The sequence below is a fragment of the Spirochaetota bacterium genome (assembly GCA_017999915.1).
Taxonomy (GTDB): Bacteria; Spirochaetota; UBA4802; order UBA4802; family UBA5550; genus RBG-16-49-21.
This window is the reverse complement of record JAGNKX010000001.1, coordinates 187,319-206,668: the sequence shown is the minus strand read 5'-3', so window position 1 is coordinate 206,668 and position 19,350 is coordinate 187,319. Positions and strand designations below refer to the sequence as shown.

The following is a 19,350-nucleotide window of genomic DNA, read 5'->3' as shown; positions in this document are numbered from 1 at the left end:
TAGCAAGATCGCTTCGCTTTGCTCGCGATGACAAGGTAATGGAAAAATGCTTTTTTGAAATGAAAAATCATTATTATAAGGGGCCGGCATATGGTTAAGAACTATCTCTTCATACTCAACATTTCGCTCCTGATCCTCCACGAGATGGACGCAATCCGCAGAAAGGAATGGAAGCTCTTTGTCGTTTTGAAGGACATGCCGGAAGAGCGTGGTTATCTGGTATTTTCGATCCTTCATCTGCCCCTCTGCTTCATTATCCTCTATTTTATCATGAACAGCGGCAGCGCCTCGTATGGCGTTTTCACCATCATTATTAATAGTTTTCTCATATTTCATGGCGTCATTCACCTGTTGTTCAGAAACAAGGAAGCCAATGAATTCAGCGGAATGTATTCCTACACCCTCGTTTTTTCCATGGCCATCCTCGGGGCGCTGCAGCTGATACTATGATACTCCTTCAAGAAGCGCAGTTGAGCCCCTGGGGGCCCTGCTCCTACCTGCCGGACCGACAGTGCCGGTTCGAGTACTTTTTCGCCTACGACCTATCGGCCACCGACCTGGAAGAGCTTTTCAGCAGGGGATGGCGGAAGTTCGGCGAATATTACTTCCGGCCGAGCTGCGGCGACTGCCGGAAATGCGTTCCCCTGCGGGTCATCGCCGGGGAACTGGCGCCCACCAAGAGCCAGCGCCGGGTGGCGCGCCGCTGCGACGCCATAGAGGTGCGCTTCAGGGATCTTGATTACCGGGACGAGATATACGAGATATACCGCGACCACTCATTGAACCGCTTCGGCAAGGAGAGCGACGAGAATGATTTTTTCGCCGCCTTTTACACCAGGTCCTGCCCCACGATGCAGTCCGAGTATTACCACCGGGGGGAGCTCATAGGGATCGGTTTTATAGATTTATCCCTCAAGGGGTTGAGCTCGGTGTATTATATCTACCGGACATCCTTTGAGGAATACCGCCTCGGCACCTACAGCGTCATCAGGGAAGCGGAACATGCAGCGTCACTGGGCCTTGCCTATTATTATCTCGGGTATTATATAGTAGAAAACCGGCATATGGCCTACAAGGGCCACTTCCATCCCCATGAAACCTTCGACTGGTCGTCCGAGACCTGGACCAGGGAAGATTATAAAAGAATTGAAAAATAGCGACATTCCCTGTTGTCTGGACATAAAAAGGGGATCCAGAGTGCATAATATTTTTTCTAAAAATGTGACAAAATTGCCGTTCCTTTGTATAATTAATATGCCAGTGGCTGCATATTCGGAGGAGGAATATGCCGGATAATAGGGGTGCAGGATACCAGTTTGACGAGGATCAGAGCCTCAAGACCGAGAAGAGGCTCGATGAGCCGAAGATGTTCCGGGTCATCCTTCACAACGACCATTATACCACCATGGATTTTGTCGTTGAGGTTCTCATGAAGATATTTCGCATGCCCTCCGCCAAGGCCGTGCAGGTCATGATGGACGTCCACAAGAAGGGGGCCGGGATGTGCGGCGTCTACACCTTTGATATCGCCGTCACCAAGGTGGGACAGGTTCACCAGATGGCGCGGGCGCGGGAATTCCCGCTGAAATGCTCATACGAGGAAGCGTGATGGAAATAAACCACGAATTAAACAATATACTGATGGCCGCCTTCCAGGAGGCCAAGATGCGGAAGCACGAATATCTCACCCCGGAACACGTATTGTACGCGACGCTGTTCAATGAAACGGGGAAGGACATCATCCGGGGGAGCGGAGGAGACATCGATAACCTGAGCCGCAAGATCAAGGAATTCTTCACCAAGCACATCACCACGGTGGAGGCCGAGGAGCCGGTCCAGTCCGAGGGTTTCAAGAACGTCCTCGAACGGGCCATCTGGCACACCTCCTCGGCCCAGAAGGACGAGCTGGATATAAGCGACGTGCTGGTTTCGATATTCGACGAGAGCGAATCCTTCGCCGCCTTTTTCCTCCAGGAGGAGGGGATCACGCGCTACAGCCTGCTGAATTACATCTCCCATGGCATTTCGCAGTATCCTCCCGACCATGAAGGGGAAGCGGAAATGGCAGGGGAGCCCGAGGCGGAGCCGGACGTGCGGGAAAAGAAAAAGGGCGCTAAAAAAGCGGTCGAGGCCTTCACCACGGAGCTCACCGAAAAGGCCGGGGCGGGAGAGCTCGATCCCCTCATCGGCAGGAAGGACATCATCGAGCGCACGGTGCAGGTCCTCTGCCGCCGCATAAAGAACAACCCCATCCACGTGGGCGATCCCGGCGTGGGCAAGACCGCCATCACCGAGGGGCTGGCCCAGTTCATAGCCCGCGGCGAGGTGCCGCGGCCCCTCCAGGACGCGAAGATATATTCCCTGGACATGGGCTCCCTCATAGCCGGCACGCGGTTCCGGGGCGATTTCGAGGAGCGGATGAAAAAGGTCATCGCCGAGCTCCAGGGGATGAAGAACGTCATCCTCTTCATCGACGAGATCCACACCGTGGTGGGTGCCGGCGCCGTGTCGGGAGGGTCCATGGACGCGTCGAACATGCTGAAACCCCTCCTCTCGCACGGCAAGGTGAAGTGCATCGGCACCACCACCTACGAGGAGTACAAGAAGTATTTCGACAAGGACCGCGCCCTGTCGCGGCGCTTCCAGAAGATCGAGATCCCGGAAACGACCATGGAGGAGACCCGCGATATCCTGGCGGGGCTCCAGGAGCGCTACGAGAAATACCACAATGTGAAATATTCCGACGATGCACTGCGGGCGGCGGTGGAGCTCTCCTCTAAGTACATCAACGACCGATTCCTGCCGGACAAGGCCATCGACGTCATTGACGAGGCGGGCGCCTTCACCAGGATGTACCGCGAGAGCGACGACGAGGAGATTTCGATAACCGTCCATGACATCGAGAAGGTCATCGCCAAGATGGCCAAGATACCGGAAAAGAGCGTCTCCTCCTCGGAAACGACAAGGCTGAAGGACATCGAGGCGGAGCTGAAGCGGCAGATTTTCGGCCAGGACGGCGCCATCGAGCACGTGTGCGAGGCGATCAAGCGCAACCGAGCCGGCTTCGGCAACCCGGACCGGCCCATCGCGTCGTTCCTCTTCGTCGGCCCCACCGGCGTGGGCAAGACCGAGCTGGCGCGGCAGCTGGCCCAGACCCTCGGGGTGAAGCTCCATCGCTACGACATGAGCGAATACCAGGAGAAGCACACGGTGGCGCGGCTCATCGGCGCGCCTCCGGGCTATGTCGGGTACGAGGAGGGGGGCCTCCTCACCGAGGCGATCAGGAAAACGCCCTACGCCGTGCTTCTCCTTGACGAGATCGAGAAAGCGCACCAGGACATATTCAACACGCTCCTACAGGTGATGGACTACGCCACCCTCACGGACAACACCGGCAAGAAGGCGGACTTCCGCAACGTCATCATCATCATGACCTCCAACGCCGGGGCCAGGGAGATCGGCAAGGCCCAGATGGGCTTCGAGGACCGCACGGTCACTGAGACCGCAATCAAGGACGCCGTGGACCGGATCTTCTCGCCTGAATTCAGGAACCGCCTCGACGCGGTCGTGAAGTTCAACGATCTCGACATGGATGTCATCGTGCAGATCGTGAAAAAGTCGATCGATCTCTTCCGGAAGCAGCTCGCTGAGAAGCATATCGTCCTCGAGGTGACCGATGAATGCTATCGCTGGCTCGGCGGCAAGGGATATTCGCCGAAGTTCGGCGCCCGGGAGATCGACCGCCTGGTGCAGGACAAGATAAAGAAATACTTTGTCGACGAGGTCCTCTTCGGCAGGCTTGCCGGAGGCGGCACGGCCGTGGCTGAAATCGTCAATGACGACGTGGCCATTCGAATAGTGGAGGAAAAAAAATAATCGGGCTGCACCGCTACGGCTGCGATTGATCGCGCCCGATTGCGAAGCATTCAATAAGCTTTTAGCTTTTCTGAATATGTCATTTCGAACCCCCCTTGCCGGGGTGAGGAGAAATGACCTTTTTGCAGCAAGACTGATGTATCGTGACGATTCAAAACAAACAAACAGGGCACGATAGCTGTTTAATGAATAATTAGTTATGATGGCGTCAAGGTGTGGCCATCAGGGTTTTTCAAAAAAAAGATATTCGTTGGGGGACATATGGAACACAGGGATAGTGCTTCAAGGCTTCTTCGTCGTTTTTTTTTCAAATGCATGTTTCTTACTGACGGCATTTCCTATCTGATCGTCATTCCGCTGGTGGTCGCCGTGTATCTGTACAGCGTTACGCTGAGCGAGAAACAGGTTTATGCCTTCATCATAACCGTAGGCGTCACGGCGGTAATATTCCTGATACTCAATGCGCTATGGTACCGCTTTCTATTCAGACCCTTCAGGAAATACTGTTCCGCCCTCGACCGCGGCGGTCAGATCGACGATATTCTGAAAATAGGCGTGCGCGAACGTTTCAACAGCTTCAACGTGTTGTCTTCTGTAAGCATCGTGGCCCGATGGACGTTGGGATTTCTCGTCGTGAGCATCGGGGTCTCCCTCATATCCGGCATCCGGTTTCAGCAGCTCCTGAACCTCTGGATAGCCGGGGCCTGCGTCATCACCATTTCACTCATCCATTACAATTACGTCGCCAAGGAGCTGATAAAAAGATTTTCAGAGCTCGATATGTTCCGCCAGGCGGATCATGTTATTTCCGACAGGACAAGGACCGTCCTCGGCTCCCTGGCCGGCCAGATCGTCGCCGGGGCCATCACCATCTGCTTCGTCCTGTGCTTGATCCTCATCGTCACCGCTATAACGGTGGGAAACCACGCCCTCGGGGACTTGTATGCGGCTGTGTCGAAAATCGATAACGCGGAGTCGGTGGACCTTGAGAAGTACTCCCTTACACTCCTCTACTGGATGGCCGGCATGACGATGTTCTGGCTCTGCATCGCCACGGCGCTGCTGTACAAAAGCTTCAGCGAGCGTTTCGCTCCCCTGTCAGAGCTCCGCGAGCGGGCCGTCACCTTCGCCCAGGGGGACTTCACCGGCGGGAGGATTGAGAATAGCGGCGGCAACGAGATCGGGATGCTCGGTACGTCAATGAACATCCTCTCGGAGCGGATCCGCGGCATAGCCGGCGATATCGTTTCCATGTCGACCCAGCTGGCGGCGTCGTCCGAGCAGATGGCGTCGACGTCGAACCAGTTCTCCGAATCGGCGCAGCAGGAAGCGGCCAACGCGGAGGAAATAACGGCGTCGATGGAGGAGATGTCCTCAAGCATCGGCAGCGTGGCGGGCAACACGGTGGACCTCTTCAACGACCTGATGCACCTCATCGAGCACATGCAGCTCCTGTCCCAGTACATCCACGGGATGAGCTCCTCGGTGAAGGAGACCTTCGCCGTCACCCAGGCGATCGCCGCCGACATCCAGGCGGGCGAGCAGTCCCTCAAGAACATGAACGAGACGATGAACGCCGTCACCCGCAGTTCCAACGACATGATGAACATCGTCAACATCATCAACGATATCTCGGACCGGATCAACCTCCTCTCGCTGAACGCGTCGATCGAGGCCGCCCGCGCCGGCGAGGCGGGCCGCGGCTTTGCCGTGGTGGCCGAGGAGATTTCCAAGCTCGCGGACCAGACGGCGCACAGCATCAGCGAGATCACGTCCCTCATTACGATGAGCAATGTCGAGATTTCGAAGGGAATGAAGGAGATCATCGGCACGACGGAGACGCTCCAGCGGATCATCCACGGCGTCGATTCCATTGAAAACGGCATGAAGCAGATCAATAACGCCATGGCCTCGCAGATGCAGACGAACAGCACGGTGCAGGAAAATGTCATGATGCTCAAGTCGAGGTCCGAGGACATAAAGATCGCGACGGGAGAGCAGAAGATAGGCGTCTACGAGATAACCCAGTCAATGAACACCATCACGCACCTCAGCGACACCTATTCCGCCGGCGCCGAAGAGATCGCAAGCACGTCGCAGTCTGTCGCCGAAGCGGCCGCGGCGCTGAAATCGTCGGTGAGTTATTTCAAGGTATAGGTCACCTTCAGGGCCCGGCGTTATTCGGCCGAGTCGACCCGCTCGATGTAACGGTCCATGTCGAACTTCCGCTCGAGGCCCCTGTCGTTCATGTACCTGACGGTGCCGAAGATTGGCCGCTCGGCCCAGGGGCGGTCATGCTTGCCGAAGCACCAGGCCACGCCGGCGAAGCTGTTCGGGTCCCTGCCGTCAAGGCTGTATCTGTTGTTGAGGGCCAGGGCCGTCGCGAAGGCCTCTTCGGGAGACGGTGACCACTCGAGAATTTTTTTTCCCCAGTACATGCGCATGTACCCGTGGATCGCCCCCCGGAGGAGCAGTTCCTTCTGCGCCGCGTTCCAGTAGGGGTCATGGGTGCGGGCGCTTTCGAGAGCGCCCCTGTCGTAAAGATATTCGCGCCGGTCCCTGCCATGTTTATTCAGCGTCTTCAGCGCCCACTCCGGGAGGCATCCTATCGTATCGTAAGAGCTGTTATAGAAGACGAAATTGAATCCGAGCTCGCGGCGCACGATGAGCTCCTCCAGAAAAACATCCCTGCCCGGCGATTTTGTTTTCAGCACTTCCAGGGCCACGTGGAGCGGCGATATCTGTCCGAAGTGAAGATAGGGAGACAGGTGGGACACGCAGTCCAGCGACGGGTCGTTCCTGCTGTGCGGCACGCTGTCGAGCTTTTCCGCAATGAAGCGGCGCAAAAGACGCTTTGCCTCACCGGTGCCGCCCCGAATCCAGCTCACCGGCCCGACAGCGCGGTCGCAATCGATTTTTTCCATGACCGCGTCAAGGTCATCAAGGTCCAGGGATTGGCCCTTCAGGCCGGCCGAATCGACTTGAAGGCGCCCATGGCGCAGCGGCTTCAGGTAAAAGGGGAGCAGGGCCAGGATCTTCGGCCGGAGGGTCCCCGCCGTGTATGCTTCCTTGGGCGATGCCGTTTCGACCGGCACGATGGCGTCGCTCTCGACCTGTATGAGGGGGCATTTCATCTCCGCCGCCGCACGGGAACGCCACTGCCGCTGGATGCGCAGGTACCCGCGGTCCGTCACGACCAGGGCGGCATGGCGGGAGAGCTCCACGGCTCCAAGATCGGGTGAGCAGATACGGACCGTCATGGCGATGCCGCGTTTTTTTAAAAGCGCCTTCGTGTGGCGGAGCCCTTCTATCATGAAACGGTAATGCCGCTCGTTGGCTTCCGGGAAGGAGGGAGTTATTCCGAAAAAAACCAGGAGGGGCGATGAACGCTCGTTCGCCCGTGCCACCGCGAATTCCAGGGCATGGTTGCACTCGGCCCGCTGGGACTGCTGCATCCAGTAGAGAACGTAGTCCCCCTTCACGGCATGGTTTTTGTTCAGGTATGTGATCCGCTCATCCTGTATCATATTATTTCGTTTCCAGAGACAGGGCTATACCCATTGTTCAGGGCATGGATGCGTTTCAGTTATAATTTATTCAGGCGGCAGATAGTCGCCGTGTATATTCGACATGGCCCGAAAGATATTGTTCTTCGCTTTTTTGTTCATGCGCGCCAGCTCGCCGATGAGGCGCTTCATGTCGGCCCTGCGGGTCGTGTCGCCGTAGGGGCACTGGGATCGGGGCACCGGGAACTCCCTGATCCTGGCGTACCGCTCCACTTCCTTTTCCTTGAGCAGTATCAGCGGACGAATGATATCGAACTCGCCACCGAACATGGAGAGCTTCGGCGGCATCGAGCTGATGGAGCCGTTGAAAGTCATGTTCAGCAACAGGGTCTCCAGCGCGTCGTCCATGTGGTGGCCCAGGGCTAGTCGCCCGCATCGGAGCTCCTTGACGAGGGTGAAGAGCTCCTTGCGCCGGTGCCAGGCACATACGAAGCAGACGGTCTTGGAGGGGTCGCGGTCAAGATCGATTGCAATCGACCGGTGATGGAAGGTGATGTCCAGGTCGGCGCACAGCTTTTCGTAGTAGTCCCGGTCGAGTTCGGCGGTGATATTTTTCACGTTGATGTGCAGGGCGTGGATTTCGTAATGTATCGGTATCCACCGGCGCCGCACCGCCAGGGTTTCGAGGAGCACGACGGAATCCTTCCCGCCCGAAACTCCCACGGCGATCCGGTCTCCGGCGGCGATAAGGCCGTAGCGATTGATGGCGCGTCCCACCGTTTTCTGCACCTGGAGAAGGTACCTGGATCCCCTTTCAGCCGTCATTTCGTCGTGTGCTTGTATTTATCAAAAGATGATTTTTTATCATATCCCACGAGCTCGATGTAGCCCCTGCCGGCGACGGCCTGTCCCCCCGCCGAGCCTTCCACCGTCACCGCTCCTTCCCAGTAGGTCACGGGATTGAGCGTCAACTCCTGCTCGGCCAGCATCGGCTTAACATGGAGCAGCAGGTTCAGGGGCTTGATGGCGATAGTCCACCGGGCGGGATATACCGCCTTGGTTTTCGGGCTTGTCCAGGCGGCGGTTGACGTCACTTCGATGTCGGAAAGCGCGAGGAGACGGGTCTTGCCTTCCGCGTCCACGTAGTTCCCGCCCGAGTGGGGCACCACGCTGTCGTTCTCCTTGATGAGGTATATCATGAGCTCCGTGTTGTTCTCCAACTGGATGCTGAACCAGTCCCATCCGATCTTCTTTGAAAGAAGGCTCATGGGGCCGAATTCATGGTCCATCCAGGCCTTGCCTGTGACGGTCTTCTTTTTACCTTTTACGGTAATGGTGCCCTCGACTCCCATGTTGGTGTAGGAATAATAGTAGTTGGTATTGACGCCCTTGTCGAGTATGCCGCCCGGTCCGTTCAGCGCCGCAGCCTTGTTGGGCGTCAGCTTGAGGTCCACCGAATAGCCGCACATGGAGGCGCTGACCATGTGGGAGCCCTCCTTAGCTTCGGCGGACCATCCGTTGATGGCTACATGGTAGTGGTCGGGGTCCGCCTTCCATTGCCTGGCAAGGTTGTGGATCTCGGCAGCCTTGAATTTCTTCTGATCCAGGTCGGTGACCGCGAAATGGCCCAGCATGGCGACCTCCTTGATCCAGTGTGCAGGCATCCTGAAGAGACATGCCGGCGCCCTGTCCTCTCCGGTGAGGCGCTTGAAAAAAGTGACCTCGAATCCGTACTCGGTCCCGTCATCGGCCCGAAGGTGCCCGGTATAATACCACCACTCCATCTGGGCCGTGTAATGGGCGGCATCGTCTTTTGGAAGATCCAGGGGCCTGACGGGCCGCCCGTGATCGATGATATATTTAGGCGTACAGGATAGTATCAGCGTTAACATGAGAAGGGGCGCAATACGGCGCATTGTATAATCTCCTTGCAGGGCTGTTATGTCGAATCAGGGATTAATTCTTCATATACGAGGCCTTTTTTAAATGCAGGGACCTCGAAAAATCGAATGTATATGTTTCTTGGAGGCACTTTCATTGTCGCGTTCTGAATGCGAGAGTTGCCCACAGGGTAATGATTATCTAATCACATGGTTATGTCAAGAAGTATGTCATCCTTCCGGGCAGGCAGCCTGTGGCGGATATTATTATCCAGAAAAAAAATAAAAGTTATTGATCAGTAAAACTATTATTGTATAATTGTTCATGAGGATATCTGAAAAACTCGAAGGGGTTGTTTTTCAGTATAATTCCAAGGTATTTAATTCATCCATACAGGTGGATCCAATGGCAGCTGCATTGATTGTTGATGATTCCAAATTTATGAGAAAAATACTTCGCGAATCCATTGAAAGCGGCGGACACAAGGTCCTTGACGAGGCGGACAACGGCGCCGACGGCGTTGAAAAATATAAATCGCTGAAGCCTGATTTTGTCACCATGGACATCACCATGGGCGGCGTCGATGGCATCAAGGCGGTCCAGTCTATTTGCGAATACGATCCGAAAGCGCGAGTAATCGTGGTCTCGGCCCTTAATGAAAAAACGATCAAGCTGAACGACCACACGATTCATGCCGCTGCCTATGTCCAGAAGCCATTCAACAAGGAAGAGCTCCTGGAGACCATTAAGGGCGTCCTGAAATAAACGAGCCGGTAGCCACAACCATGAGCGGTAATTACTTGAAATTGTATGCCGCCACAGGGGCGGCGGACTCGGTATTTTTCCTGAGCGAAGGATCCGTCTATTTCTATCTCTCCAACGTCGACAAGTACGCCATTTCCGGGAAAAACCTCATTGTCGGATCCACTGAAATTATCATGAAGAAATTCCTCGGGACGGACAGCGGCCGCATTGAGACCGCCGTGGCGGACGGCGGCAGCGATATAAAAAAAATATCACTGGAAAAATTCATTGCCGGCCTCAGCAATTATTCCTTCGCCCTGAACGCGGCCATGGTCCTGGCAAAGCAGGTCATGCTCACCAATAAGATTCTGCAGAAGAACCTGAAAGATCTCGAGGGTGAAGAGAGCAAAATGCGCGAATACGCCACGGCCTATTATTCCATCGTCGGCCGCCTCAAGCAGGAGTACGACAAGCGGCGCCTCCCGTGGCTGAAGGAGCTGGTCGAACAATATGACGGCACGCTCACCAGCAAGAAAGGCGAGGCCTATGTCAAATCCTCAGAGCCTTCCACCATGACCGTCGCCGCGTCACTGTCGGACAAGGAAATCGAGTACCAGCGCGGTTCGGTCATTTGCGAGGAAAACACGCCGGGTGATGAGCTCTTCATCCTCAAGAGCGGCGCCATCGATCTATTCCTGAACGGGAGCAAGATCAGCATGATCGACCAGCCGGGGACGGTCATCGGCGAGATGGCCCTTCTCCTGGGGGAGAACCGGGCCGCGACGCTGAAGGCTAAAAACACGGTCATCATGACCAGGGTCCGCAAAAATGATCTGAAGGAGGTTGCGGAAAAGCAGGATGACTTCCTCCTCAATATTGCCATGACCCTGGCGCGCCGGCATTATTACAATGTCGCCAGGATCGAGACCGTCAACAAGTCGCTGGCTGAGCAGCTCCTGGACAGGGAAGCGGCAGGCGGGGACAAGAAGGCGATGCTGTCGCGCCGAGCCCATCATGATTTGACCCTGCTGAAAAACAGGCTGGAGGACGTGGTGATGGAAAAGAAGGCCGATTTTCTCCAGGATCTCGTGGACTCGCTCTGAGAGCGGCCCACTACCAGTTCAGCGACTTCAGCCAGTTCATCTCCGCCTTCAGGTGCTGCTCCAGGTACGTGAAAATTTCATGATAGGATTGCTCGCCGGGCTGCGTCTTGTCCTCGTCGATTTTCTTCTTGATGGCGTCCAGCTTTTCCTTGAGCATCGATGTCCGCTGTTCGATGAACTGCTTCTTCTGCTCTTCCGTGAGGTAGTTGATGAACATGAGCACGATGTCGATGTCGAAGTGGATCATGGTCTTGTCGAAATACTGCTTCAGGAGCTTTTTGTAATATTTCTTTCCGTTCGGCATTATTTCATAGATGTACCGCTCTGGGTTCCCGCTGTCCTTTTCCGTGCCGACACGCTTCACCCAGCCATTGTCAACGGCCTTTTTTATGGCGTAGTAGATGGAGCCGAATTTGATGTCCACGTAATCTTCAAGACGCTCCACGATTTTTTTCTTGATCTCATAGCCGTAAAGGTTTTCTTCCATTAAAAGTCCAAGGATGGTGATTTCTATTTTCATAACCAGCTCCCGTTGAGTTTGAACCACGTGACATATTTTTTGGCAGGATATTAGTGTAGTACAGGGTATCTCTAAAATCAATATTAATATTTATATATCAAAAAAAAATGTATAATTTTAGCATAATTAATATATAAATTTATTCATTTAATCAATTAATTACTATTTTTTTGAACTGTAACAGCTAAAAATTCAATGTGAATAAGTTATTAAGCAGATTTTTGGCATTCCTGGGAGCGGATGTAAATGCCCAATTTTTAATGAGTCCCTGTGGATATATGATTTACTAATACAGGGGGCTCATCGATGATGTTTCAGTTAAGATATGGGAGAAGACATTGAAACTGCAAAAATCGATTAAGAAGCTCACATCGGGCGAACATTTAAAAATTATCGCCCTCGGCGACTCCCTCACCCAGGGGTGGATGGTGAGGAAGGGATATCTCGATTTCATCGCCGAAATGCTCCAATCCCTTTTTCCTGACTGCGACGTGTCGATCCTCAACCGGGGCATCCCCGGCGATACGGCAGAGGGGGGATTGTACCGCCTCCGCGAGGACGTTCTTGACGGCGACCCGGACCTTGTGTTCGTCCAGTTCGCCCTCAATGACGCTTTCACCGGGGTGCCGCCGGCGCAGTTCAAGAACACGATAAAAACCATCGTGGACCACATACGGACCGATACAGACGCTGAAATCCTCCTCCTGACATCGGTGCCGATCATGCACCAGGACGTTGATTTCATGGCTGAGAATTTCTACAGCAGGCTCAGCGAGGTTTCCAGCGAAGAGAGCATTCCCATCGCCCTGGTCCACCAGTACTGGAAGAAAAAGATGTCCGAGGGGACCGATATCCACAGCCTGGTCCAGGCGGACATGGTGCACCCCAACGTCGAGGGATACCGCCTCATGGCCGAGGCCATAATGGAAGTGTTCGATCGGCGCAGGGAATGATCGCCGCGGGACAGCCATGGACTATAAAAAAGAAATAAGGGCCCTCCAGAAACACAGGAGGAATTACTATCCGGCGCTGTCACGGCTGATGGACCTGCATCACCATGGAGGGCCCGGGGACCTTCCAAAGGAGCTCATCAATGACGTGGAGGCCCTCATCCTCCTAGAGCTGATCGATATCGGCTACCTTGACGAGAATGCCCTCATCATCAGAAGGCGTTTTGATGATATCGTCGGCCTTGTGTATAACGGCGACTATCCCCTGACCGAAAGCGGGGAGAAGTTCTTTGATTCGGAGCGTCACACCCTGAAGGCGCGCCTTGCCGATCTTGCCGGGAAGCTGCGCCGCCGCTGAAATAATCCCTACCAGAGGCCGGCCTGATGGAGCAGCGCCATGGCCGGCACAACGATAAAGATGAAGATCATGGTGTTGACCACGAAGAGGGATGACGCCAGGGGGGAATCCAGGTCAAAGAGCACCGACGTGACCACCGAGTATATGGCCGCCGGCATGAAGGACTGGATCCGTATGACGGATTTCATGCCGCTGCCAAGTGGAAGAGCCGTGAGAAGCAGCCATGTCAGGGCCGGTATCAGGATGAATTTGATCGCCCCCAGGGCCAGGTGCTCCCGGCGGAGAGGCGTGATCTCCTTCACTGCCGTTGTCAGGCCAAGGGTCCAGTAGTAGAGGGCCACCGAGGCCATGATGAGGGGCTCCACCGGGGGGCGCAGCGCGGGCCGGGGTATGCCCGATGCCAGGAGGGCCAGGGCGGCCAGGGAGGCGTACAGGGGCATGTTCCTGGAGCCGGCCAGGAAATCCCTGATGTGAGCGTGGAAAGGCCTCCCGGCGCCGGCCCGCGCATAGGAAAAGATTATCAGAAAGGTGTAAGGAACGAAATAGACGAGAAAGATTGACGAGAGTCCGAGGCCGGTCTCGCCCAGCAGGATATAGCAGAAGAACCCGCCCATGGTAAAGCCGTGATTGGCCAGTGACGAGCTGATGAGAAAGGTTTTCCTGGCCGCGCCCCGAAGGCGGAGCAGGGGGGCCATGAGGGAGCCGGCCGCGAAACCCGACAGAACGATCAGCAGTCCCGCCGCGGGAAGGAAGGCCAGGTCCGGGCTGATCCTCAGGCCCCAGATGGTCCAGAGGATGACCGGCGGCTCCAGCGCGATGAGGTTGAACCTGATGATCTTTTTCGCCGCGGCAGCCGGATCGATGAAGTATCTTCTCGCCAGGGTGCCCGCGATGAACGGCACAATGATGAGAAGCTGGAACAGGATGAATTTCAGGATGATCGGCAACGATAGACCTCGTTTATTGTCGTAGCATCGTCATTCTCCGATTAAAAATATCAATGCTTTTATGGCAGGGGCGGCGCATTTTTTGCTGGCATATTTTGAATATGGTGCTAGGGTGATTGCCAAAGGCCGGAGCGCCGCGCGGTCCGGGCCCTTTACGCCGGAGAGCCATGGCCATATTCGCGCTGAATAAAGATATCCTGTTCCCGCCGGTCCAGTTGGCTGAAGAGAGCGGCATCCTTGCCGTGGGGGGCGACCTGTCGGCCGAGCGGCTCGTCGAGGCGTACCGTCGCGGCATATTTCCCTGGTATTCCGACGGCGACCCCATCATCTGGTGGTCGCCGAATCCCCGCTTTGTCCTCTTCCCTGAAGAGCTCTACGTTTCGAAGACCATGCGTCAGGTCCTCCGGCGGAACATTTTCACCATCACCTGCGACCGTGACTTCCGGTCCGTCATCCAGGGGTGCCGGGAGCCGCGCAGAAAAGAGCGCGGCACCTGGATCACCGACGAGATGCTGGAGGCTTACGTGGGACTCCATGAGCTGGGGGTAGCGCACTCCGTCGAGGCATGGAAGAACGGCGAGCTTGTGGGAGGCCTCTACGGCCTTTCCCTGGGACATTGCTTTTTCGGCGAATCGATGTTCACCAGGGAGGACAACGCCTCAAAGGCCGCCTTCATCACACTGGTGAGGAAGCTCATGGAGCTGGAGTATATCATTGTGGACTGCCAGGTGTACACCTCGCACCTGGAAAGCCTGGGAGCGCGGCACATTGACCGCGAGGAGTATCTCGACATCCTGGAAGAGGGATTGCGCCATGAGACCGTCGGCGGAAGCTGGAAGGATATGCTCTAGGGCGCGGCGCCGTTCCCGCCTTTTACAGCGTCTCCATCTGCAACGAATCGATGATCTTTTTGAACTGCGCCTTGAATTTCACGTACCGGTCCCTGCCGCTCCTTCCGGTGATAAGCACCGCGTAGCCGTCCTTTGAAACCGAGCAGGTTTCGAAAATGTTCCTGTTCTTGTCCCTGGCAAGGATCCAGAGATAGCGTATATCGCCCGTTTTTTCCCACCTCTTTTCCACCAGGCTGCACCCTGATTTTCGTATCCACGCTTCGGCCGTATCCTTCATGTCGCCCTGCTCCAGGGCGAGCCTGACGAGCTTCACCGAGGAGGCGCCGTCGCCGCTGTGGAGCGATTTGACGATGCCCAGGTACGATTCGGATTCCCCGATGGAATCCTCTTCCCAGCCGCGGGGAAAGGCCAGTGAAAGCTCCGGCTCCTTGATGGCTACGATCTTCCGGGACTCGGTCCGGGCCATGTCGTTGGCGCCGGCAGACGCGGCCGGGGCTATGTCCCCGCGGTTCAGCAGGAGAGAGAGCTTTTTTATCGCCTTGGCGTCGATCTCCGCGCAGTTGCTTTCGGTCATCACCCAGGAATCGATTTTCACCTGCGGCGCTGCGTTCAGGCGTCCCGCCAGGGCCGCCAAAGACCCTGCCGCCGGAGCGTCCTTGAAGGAAACACCGCTCTTTTTATATTGCTGGAGCAGCGTGGCAAGCCGCGCCAGGGCCGACTTTCCTTCCTTCCGGAGATAGCTTTTCGTGGCGGTCTCGCGGGCTATACGGGCGCCGTCGAAATCCTCCATGGATGAAAAGAGGGACCCGTTCTTCAACGATTGCTCCAGCTCCTTCGACGGCGATCCGGTGCGGGCCTCTTTCATGAAGGCATTGAACCGTTCGGCATAGCGGAAGAGGGCCTTCTCGGGGTAGATGAACTGTTCGAAGAGCTCGACGCATCGTCCCACATGGCGGTAGAGGCCGTCGATCTCGTCCTGGGCTATCGTGTCCCTCAGACAGGATTCGCTTTTTTTACCTGCCATTGCGGATGAGGAGCGCTGAATGCCGTACCGCCCATAGGTGTTCCGGATATTTTCTTTGAGTGAATTGATGGCGCCCGTGAACTGGATCTTGTCATCGCGGATGGCGCCGAAATCGCGCTTGGTCAGGTGCGTCCGGTCCTCCTTTTCAAGTCTCAGGCCCGTATCGATGAAATTATACACTGAACGCACCCTGGACATGGCGAGGGAGAAATCCCTGTGGATCCCCGGCACTTCAAAGGACGACAGCCGCGAGCACTCGGTCACCAGCGCCGCCGCAAACCGAAGATAATCCTGGTCCCGCTGAAAGCGGCTGCGATACTGCTCCGCGAGGGAGGCGCTGTCAATCCTCATGCCCTCGGAGACGATGCGGAGGTATTCCATGGATTTGTTCCTGTACCCGTCGATCATGGAGAGGGCCTTTTTAAAATCGTTATGGGCGTCACTGAATTCTTTCTCGTTGACAATTCGCACGCCGCTGTCCTTCCTTTTCAGAAGGCGGATTCTTTCCTCTTCCCGGGCGAAACGGTTTTTCACCGCCGTGCTGTGGCGGCTGATGATAGATGTGAAGCCGGCATCGATTCTTTCGAAATATTGCCCATCCTCCCTGCCGGTAAGGGTCCCAATGGTTCCCCTGCGCAGCCTGTCAATTTCATCAAGCAAATCATTGGCGCGGAGGGGCCCGGGTATTTCAATCATGACAGCCGTTCCCTGGCGGCCATGGCCCGGGACGGCCGATGGCTTGGTGTCGCCCAGATGGGGATGCTGTCCTTTGAAGAGGATCGATTCCAGCTCGGCCGGATTCTTGCAAAAGTACATGATGCGGTCAAGGGAGACCGCGCCCGGGTTTCCGCCGGAGCCATGAATGAGGGAAATGACGCCGTTGCAGGTTTTGAAGTCCCGTGTCAGGGATGCTTCTATCCTCTTCCAGGTCCAGGAAGCCGCCAGGGCTGCGCTGTCATGGGGAGACCCATGGAAGCCGCACTCCGCGAGGTATTCGCGGGCTGCTTTGACGGTCATGCCATGAAGTTCCTTGGCGTTGGTCCTATTGGAGGTGCCTTTAAGGGCGAGGGATACCCGGCCGGTGATGTCGGCGATGGCATGGTCTATGCTGTTTCGCCGGGACGCCATCATCCTGCCGATGAAATATTCGATGGAGAGGTTCTTCCATTCATCCTTCCCTATGTTCGTGTCCATGATCCGGCGGAGCAGGTCAGGACTTTCTTTTGTGAATGATCTCTGTATCATGACCTGTACGCGTTTTTCCACAGCCTGACGGGCCTCATCCATGGCGGCGCCGGTCCCTGCTTCATTGACCAGGGCCTGGAACTGGTGGAGCGCCACCAGGGGCGGAACGGTCCTCGCCGCTTCGGAGGCGATATCGGCCTCTGTCATGGTCCGTGTCTCAAGGACCAGCGAGCCGTCATGTTTCATTTCGCTTTCAAAGACCGCAATGATCTCGCGGGCCCTGGTCATTTCATCATCTATGACACCGAGAACCTGCCGGTCCAGGGCGTTGTTTTTCATGACCCGCGCCTTTTCTTCAGCGAGGTTCTTGAGATGGACCTGCCACCACTGGTGCCTTTTTTCAACGAAACCATGGGCGTTGCCCAGAAGGATCATTACCATCAGAATGGATACGGACAGTGTGATTTTTGCCATGGCGGTGCTCCCCATATTACGAAGTTGCGGTCAGATACGGTTATGTCGCTATGGATATTATCGTACGGATTCTTGAAATGGTTTAGCAGTTTGCCGGCACCGATGCCGGCGGAGCAAGGGCCGCCTTACAGGATTTTTATTTGACAAGGACGCTGACAGGTATGAAATGATTATCGTAATTAGTGGGAAATCCTGGCTTATTACTCTGATACTTTAAGCGGTAAGAGATAGTGCTCTCCTGTAACATTCTATGGAATAAGGAATTTGTGATTAAGGACGGTGAATTGTGAGTATTATCAGAAAAATCATGGATCAATGGTCTTTTCTTTTCAAGGGAAAATCGGCGATGGCAGCGGGAACGCAACGATTGCCCAAAAAGTTTTTCTTGATCTTTTACTGTGCCGCATTAATTATTTCAATCCTCGCGGTTTATTCCCAGGTGCTGTCCTATCCACGGTATAGCCCGGAATGGTCTCTCTTCTATTTTTGGAATTATAACCTGTCGCTAAAAGATATCATCGCCCTGTATAATCCTTTCCTTGTATCATTCGGTCAATATTTTTACCGTCCCACGGCCTTTGTCACCTTTTACCAGCTTGTGACGCCCTTTATCGATTGGCACAATATCGCGGGATTCCAGGTCCTTGGCGTTATAATGCTTGCCATTAATAGTGTTTTTATCTACTATTTTACGCGACAGCTGTTTAAAGATGAAATCACGCCGCTTCTTACATCGCTCCTCTCCTTCATCCATCCGGTTTTTTTCATTCTGATACACAATCTCTTCATGACTGATTTCCTGTACCAGTTCTTCCTTCTCTGGTTTTGCATCATCTTCTGCGGCAATTTTCTGGAGAGAAAAAAAGCTTTCCCGTGGATTGCTATAGCAATGTTTCTTTATCTGCTGGCCGTCACATCCAAAGAACAGGCCATCGGGCTTCCTGTTTTTCTTGCTGGTTTTTTGATCCTTGAATTTCTCTTCAATAGAACGACCGTCGCCACCGGTAATGCCTTGTTCAGGAACCGCCTGGTTTTGACGCTGATGGTAATAATTATTACCATCATTTATATTGCTATATTTCTATCCAGGGTTCAGGAATCGTTCAGCTCGGGGGAATACCGGATTGGTCTCAATCCCGCAATTATCATCAACAATATAGTCTCCGGCTTCCTCTGGCTTTTCCATGTATTCAAATTCCCAAATAAAACCTGGCCCTTATTCCGCGTGCACAGCACAAATGCCAATAATATCTATGGATTGATGGTCCTGGCGGCCGTTTTCTATTACGGGGCGATAATCGTTATCCGGAAGGAGCGTGATGAAATTAGAAAGTTACTCGGGCTGCTTTTTTTCATTGCCGCCTTCATGATGCTGCCGGTCTACAGCGGCGGCAGACCCTGGCATTTTGCGCTCCCTGCCGTTGCCGTCATGATGCTCTATGCCAGGTTTGTTTCACGGCTCCTTGAAAAGGCAAGGAACAGGACCGTCGCGGTGGCCGCTCTGTGCATTATCGTGATCGTGCCGATGACATTATCGGCCATTAATTTTTCCCGTGACATGAACCGCGTTGATGAAGCTTTTAAGCTGAATTCCGAAGCGCTGCTGCACCCGCCCCTGCCGGGCTCCTCGATACCGAAAGGTTCCACCATAGCTTATTATCCGGCTGAAGCAAAATGGCTTTATGGCTGCGGTCATATGTTTTCATTTGTTTATGCAAGGAATGACATTAATGAAATACCGGTTCCTGACATTATTGCTATAACGCCGGAGGCCGCCCTGGATCTCTATTCAAAGGCCAATCTCTATTATTTCGAATACGACAGGAGCCGCGAGCCCCGATGGCAGGATAAAAGTACGGAGTTCAAGGCCAGGCTTCTTGATAAAATCCCGCCGGGTAAACGGCCCCGTGGCGTCAGATGAAAGAAGGCAT

17 protein-coding genes are annotated in these 19,350 nt (G+C 54.8%); 11 read left to right on the top strand and 6 right to left on the bottom strand.

Translation table 11 applies throughout. The annotated features are described in order from the left end of the window. Nucleotides 1-90 precede the first annotated feature (90 nt). From KA369_00855 to KA369_00835, 5 genes are all read left to right on the top strand, one after another. A complete protein-coding gene (locus KA369_00855; GenBank protein MBP7734496.1) occupies nucleotides 91-450 on the top strand; it encodes a hypothetical protein in 360 nt (119 codons plus the stop codon). Further along, a complete protein-coding gene (locus KA369_00850; protein ID MBP7734495.1) occupies nucleotides 447-1,157 on the top strand; it encodes a hypothetical protein in 711 nt (236 codons plus the stop codon). Before KA369_00855 ends, KA369_00850 begins: the two co-directional genes overlap by 4 nt. A 128-nt stretch (nucleotides 1,158-1,285) precedes the next feature. After that, nucleotides 1,286-1,609, top strand: coding sequence for an ATP-dependent Clp protease adaptor ClpS (locus tag KA369_00845; GenBank protein ID MBP7734494.1), 324 nt, complete (start codon nucleotides 1,286-1,288; stop codon nucleotides 1,607-1,609). After that, complete coding sequence (gene clpA / locus KA369_00840) at nucleotides 1,609-3,876, top strand: ATP-dependent Clp protease ATP-binding subunit ClpA (protein ID MBP7734493.1); 2,268 nt, start codon at nucleotides 1,609-1,611, stop codon at nucleotides 3,874-3,876. The genes KA369_00845 and clpA overlap by 1 nt, the downstream gene beginning before the upstream one ends. A 261-nt stretch (nucleotides 3,877-4,137) precedes the next feature. Then, on the top strand, nucleotides 4,138-6,033 hold the full coding sequence (locus KA369_00835; GenBank protein MBP7734492.1) for a methyl-accepting chemotaxis protein: 1,896 nt from the start codon (nucleotides 4,138-4,140) through the stop codon (nucleotides 6,031-6,033). A gap of 20 nt (nucleotides 6,034-6,053) precedes the next feature. Here KA369_00835 and KA369_00830 read toward each other — a convergent pair whose 3' ends face one another. The 3 genes from KA369_00830 to KA369_00820 form a co-directional block, all read right to left on the bottom strand. After that, entirely contained in the window at nucleotides 6,054-7,403 is a 1,350-nt protein-coding gene (locus KA369_00830) for a deoxyribodipyrimidine photo-lyase (GenBank protein ID MBP7734491.1), read from the bottom strand. 66 nt (nucleotides 7,404-7,469) lie between these two features. Continuing rightward, nucleotides 7,470-8,207, bottom strand: a complete 738-nt coding sequence (locus KA369_00825; protein ID MBP7734490.1) for a tRNA 2-thiocytidine(32) synthetase TtcA — start codon at nucleotides 8,205-8,207, stop codon at nucleotides 7,470-7,472. Then, nucleotides 8,204-9,298: a hypothetical protein gene (locus tag KA369_00820; GenBank protein ID MBP7734489.1), complete on the bottom strand. Its 1,095-nt coding sequence runs from the start codon at nucleotides 9,296-9,298 to the stop codon at nucleotides 8,204-8,206. The genes KA369_00825 and KA369_00820 overlap by 4 nt, the downstream gene beginning before the upstream one ends. 370 nt (nucleotides 9,299-9,668) lie before the next feature. Between KA369_00820 and KA369_00815 the strand changes: the two genes are divergently transcribed. Both KA369_00815 and KA369_00810 read left to right on the top strand, forming a co-directional pair. Then, the gene (locus tag KA369_00815; GenBank protein MBP7734488.1) at nucleotides 9,669-10,028 is read left to right on the top strand and encodes a response regulator; all 360 of its coding nucleotides are present in this window, start codon (nucleotides 9,669-9,671) and stop codon (nucleotides 10,026-10,028) included. 20 nt (nucleotides 10,029-10,048) lie between these two features. Continuing rightward, nucleotides 10,049-11,110, top strand: coding sequence for a cyclic nucleotide-binding domain-containing protein (locus tag KA369_00810; GenBank protein ID MBP7734487.1), 1,062 nt, complete (start codon nucleotides 10,049-10,051; stop codon nucleotides 11,108-11,110). Between the two features lie 10 nt (nucleotides 11,111-11,120). Here the strand turns inward: KA369_00810 and KA369_00805 are convergent, their stop codons facing one another. After that, nucleotides 11,121-11,630 (bottom strand): helix-turn-helix transcriptional regulator, encoded by a 510-nt coding sequence (locus KA369_00805; GenBank protein ID MBP7734486.1) that lies wholly within the window; start codon nucleotides 11,628-11,630, stop codon nucleotides 11,121-11,123. A gap of 338 nt (nucleotides 11,631-11,968) precedes the next feature. On the opposite strand from KA369_00805, the gene KA369_00800 reads away from it, so the two are divergent. Next, nucleotides 11,969-12,583, top strand: a complete 615-nt coding sequence (locus KA369_00800; protein ID MBP7734485.1) for a hypothetical protein — start codon at nucleotides 11,969-11,971, stop codon at nucleotides 12,581-12,583. Between the two features lie 16 nt (nucleotides 12,584-12,599). Continuing rightward, nucleotides 12,600-12,938 (top strand): hypothetical protein, encoded by a 339-nt coding sequence (locus KA369_00795; GenBank protein MBP7734484.1) that lies wholly within the window; start codon nucleotides 12,600-12,602, stop codon nucleotides 12,936-12,938. 8 nt (nucleotides 12,939-12,946) lie between these two features. On the opposite strand, the gene KA369_00790 is transcribed toward KA369_00795, so the two are convergent. Continuing rightward, nucleotides 12,947-13,885, bottom strand: coding sequence for a hypothetical protein (locus KA369_00790; protein MBP7734483.1), 939 nt, complete (start codon nucleotides 13,883-13,885; stop codon nucleotides 12,947-12,949). A 167-nt stretch (nucleotides 13,886-14,052) separates the two neighbouring features. Between KA369_00790 and KA369_00785 the strand changes: the two genes are divergently transcribed. Beyond that, entirely contained in the window at nucleotides 14,053-14,736 is a 684-nt protein-coding gene (locus tag KA369_00785) for a leucyl/phenylalanyl-tRNA--protein transferase (GenBank protein MBP7734482.1), read from the top strand. 22 nt (nucleotides 14,737-14,758) lie between these two features. Here KA369_00785 and KA369_00780 read toward each other — a convergent pair whose 3' ends face one another. After that, nucleotides 14,759-17,419, bottom strand: a complete 2,661-nt coding sequence (locus tag KA369_00780) for a hypothetical protein (GenBank protein ID MBP7734481.1) — start codon at nucleotides 17,417-17,419, stop codon at nucleotides 14,759-14,761. Nucleotides 17,420-17,705: 286 nt separating this feature from the next. On the opposite strand from KA369_00780, the gene KA369_00775 reads away from it, so the two are divergent. Continuing rightward, nucleotides 17,706-19,340, top strand: a complete 1,635-nt coding sequence (locus tag KA369_00775) for a hypothetical protein (protein MBP7734480.1) — start codon at nucleotides 17,706-17,708, stop codon at nucleotides 19,338-19,340. Nucleotides 19,341-19,350: the final 10 nt, after the last annotated feature.

Coding starts and splice junctions, on each gene's coding strand:
- KA369_00855 (MBP7734496.1), top strand. CDS start 91: ATGGTTAAGAACTATCTCTTCATACTCAACATTTCGCTCCTGATCCTC.
- KA369_00850 (MBP7734495.1), top strand. CDS start 447: ATGATACTCCTTCAAGAAGCGCAGTTGAGCCCCTGGGGGCCCTGCTCC.
- KA369_00845 (MBP7734494.1), top strand. CDS start 1,286: ATGCCGGATAATAGGGGTGCAGGATACCAGTTTGACGAGGATCAGAGC.
- clpA (MBP7734493.1), top strand. CDS start 1,609: ATGGAAATAAACCACGAATTAAACAATATACTGATGGCCGCCTTCCAG.
- KA369_00835 (MBP7734492.1), top strand. CDS start 4,138: ATGGAACACAGGGATAGTGCTTCAAGGCTTCTTCGTCGTTTTTTTTTC.
- KA369_00830 (MBP7734491.1), bottom strand. CDS start 7,403: ATGATACAGGATGAGCGGATCACATACCTGAACAAAAACCATGCCGTG.
- KA369_00825 (MBP7734490.1), bottom strand. CDS start 8,207: ATGACGGCTGAAAGGGGATCCAGGTACCTTCTCCAGGTGCAGAAAACG.
- KA369_00820 (MBP7734489.1), bottom strand. CDS start 9,298: ATGCGCCGTATTGCGCCCCTTCTCATGTTAACGCTGATACTATCCTGT.
- KA369_00815 (MBP7734488.1), top strand. CDS start 9,669: ATGGCAGCTGCATTGATTGTTGATGATTCCAAATTTATGAGAAAAATA.
- KA369_00810 (MBP7734487.1), top strand. CDS start 10,049: ATGAGCGGTAATTACTTGAAATTGTATGCCGCCACAGGGGCGGCGGAC.
- KA369_00805 (MBP7734486.1), bottom strand. CDS start 11,630: ATGAAAATAGAAATCACCATCCTTGGACTTTTAATGGAAGAAAACCTT.
- KA369_00795 (MBP7734484.1), top strand. CDS start 12,600: ATGGACTATAAAAAAGAAATAAGGGCCCTCCAGAAACACAGGAGGAAT.
- KA369_00785 (MBP7734482.1), top strand. CDS start 14,053: ATGGCCATATTCGCGCTGAATAAAGATATCCTGTTCCCGCCGGTCCAG.
- KA369_00780 (MBP7734481.1), bottom strand. CDS start 17,419: ATGGCAAAAATCACACTGTCCGTATCCATTCTGATGGTAATGATCCTT.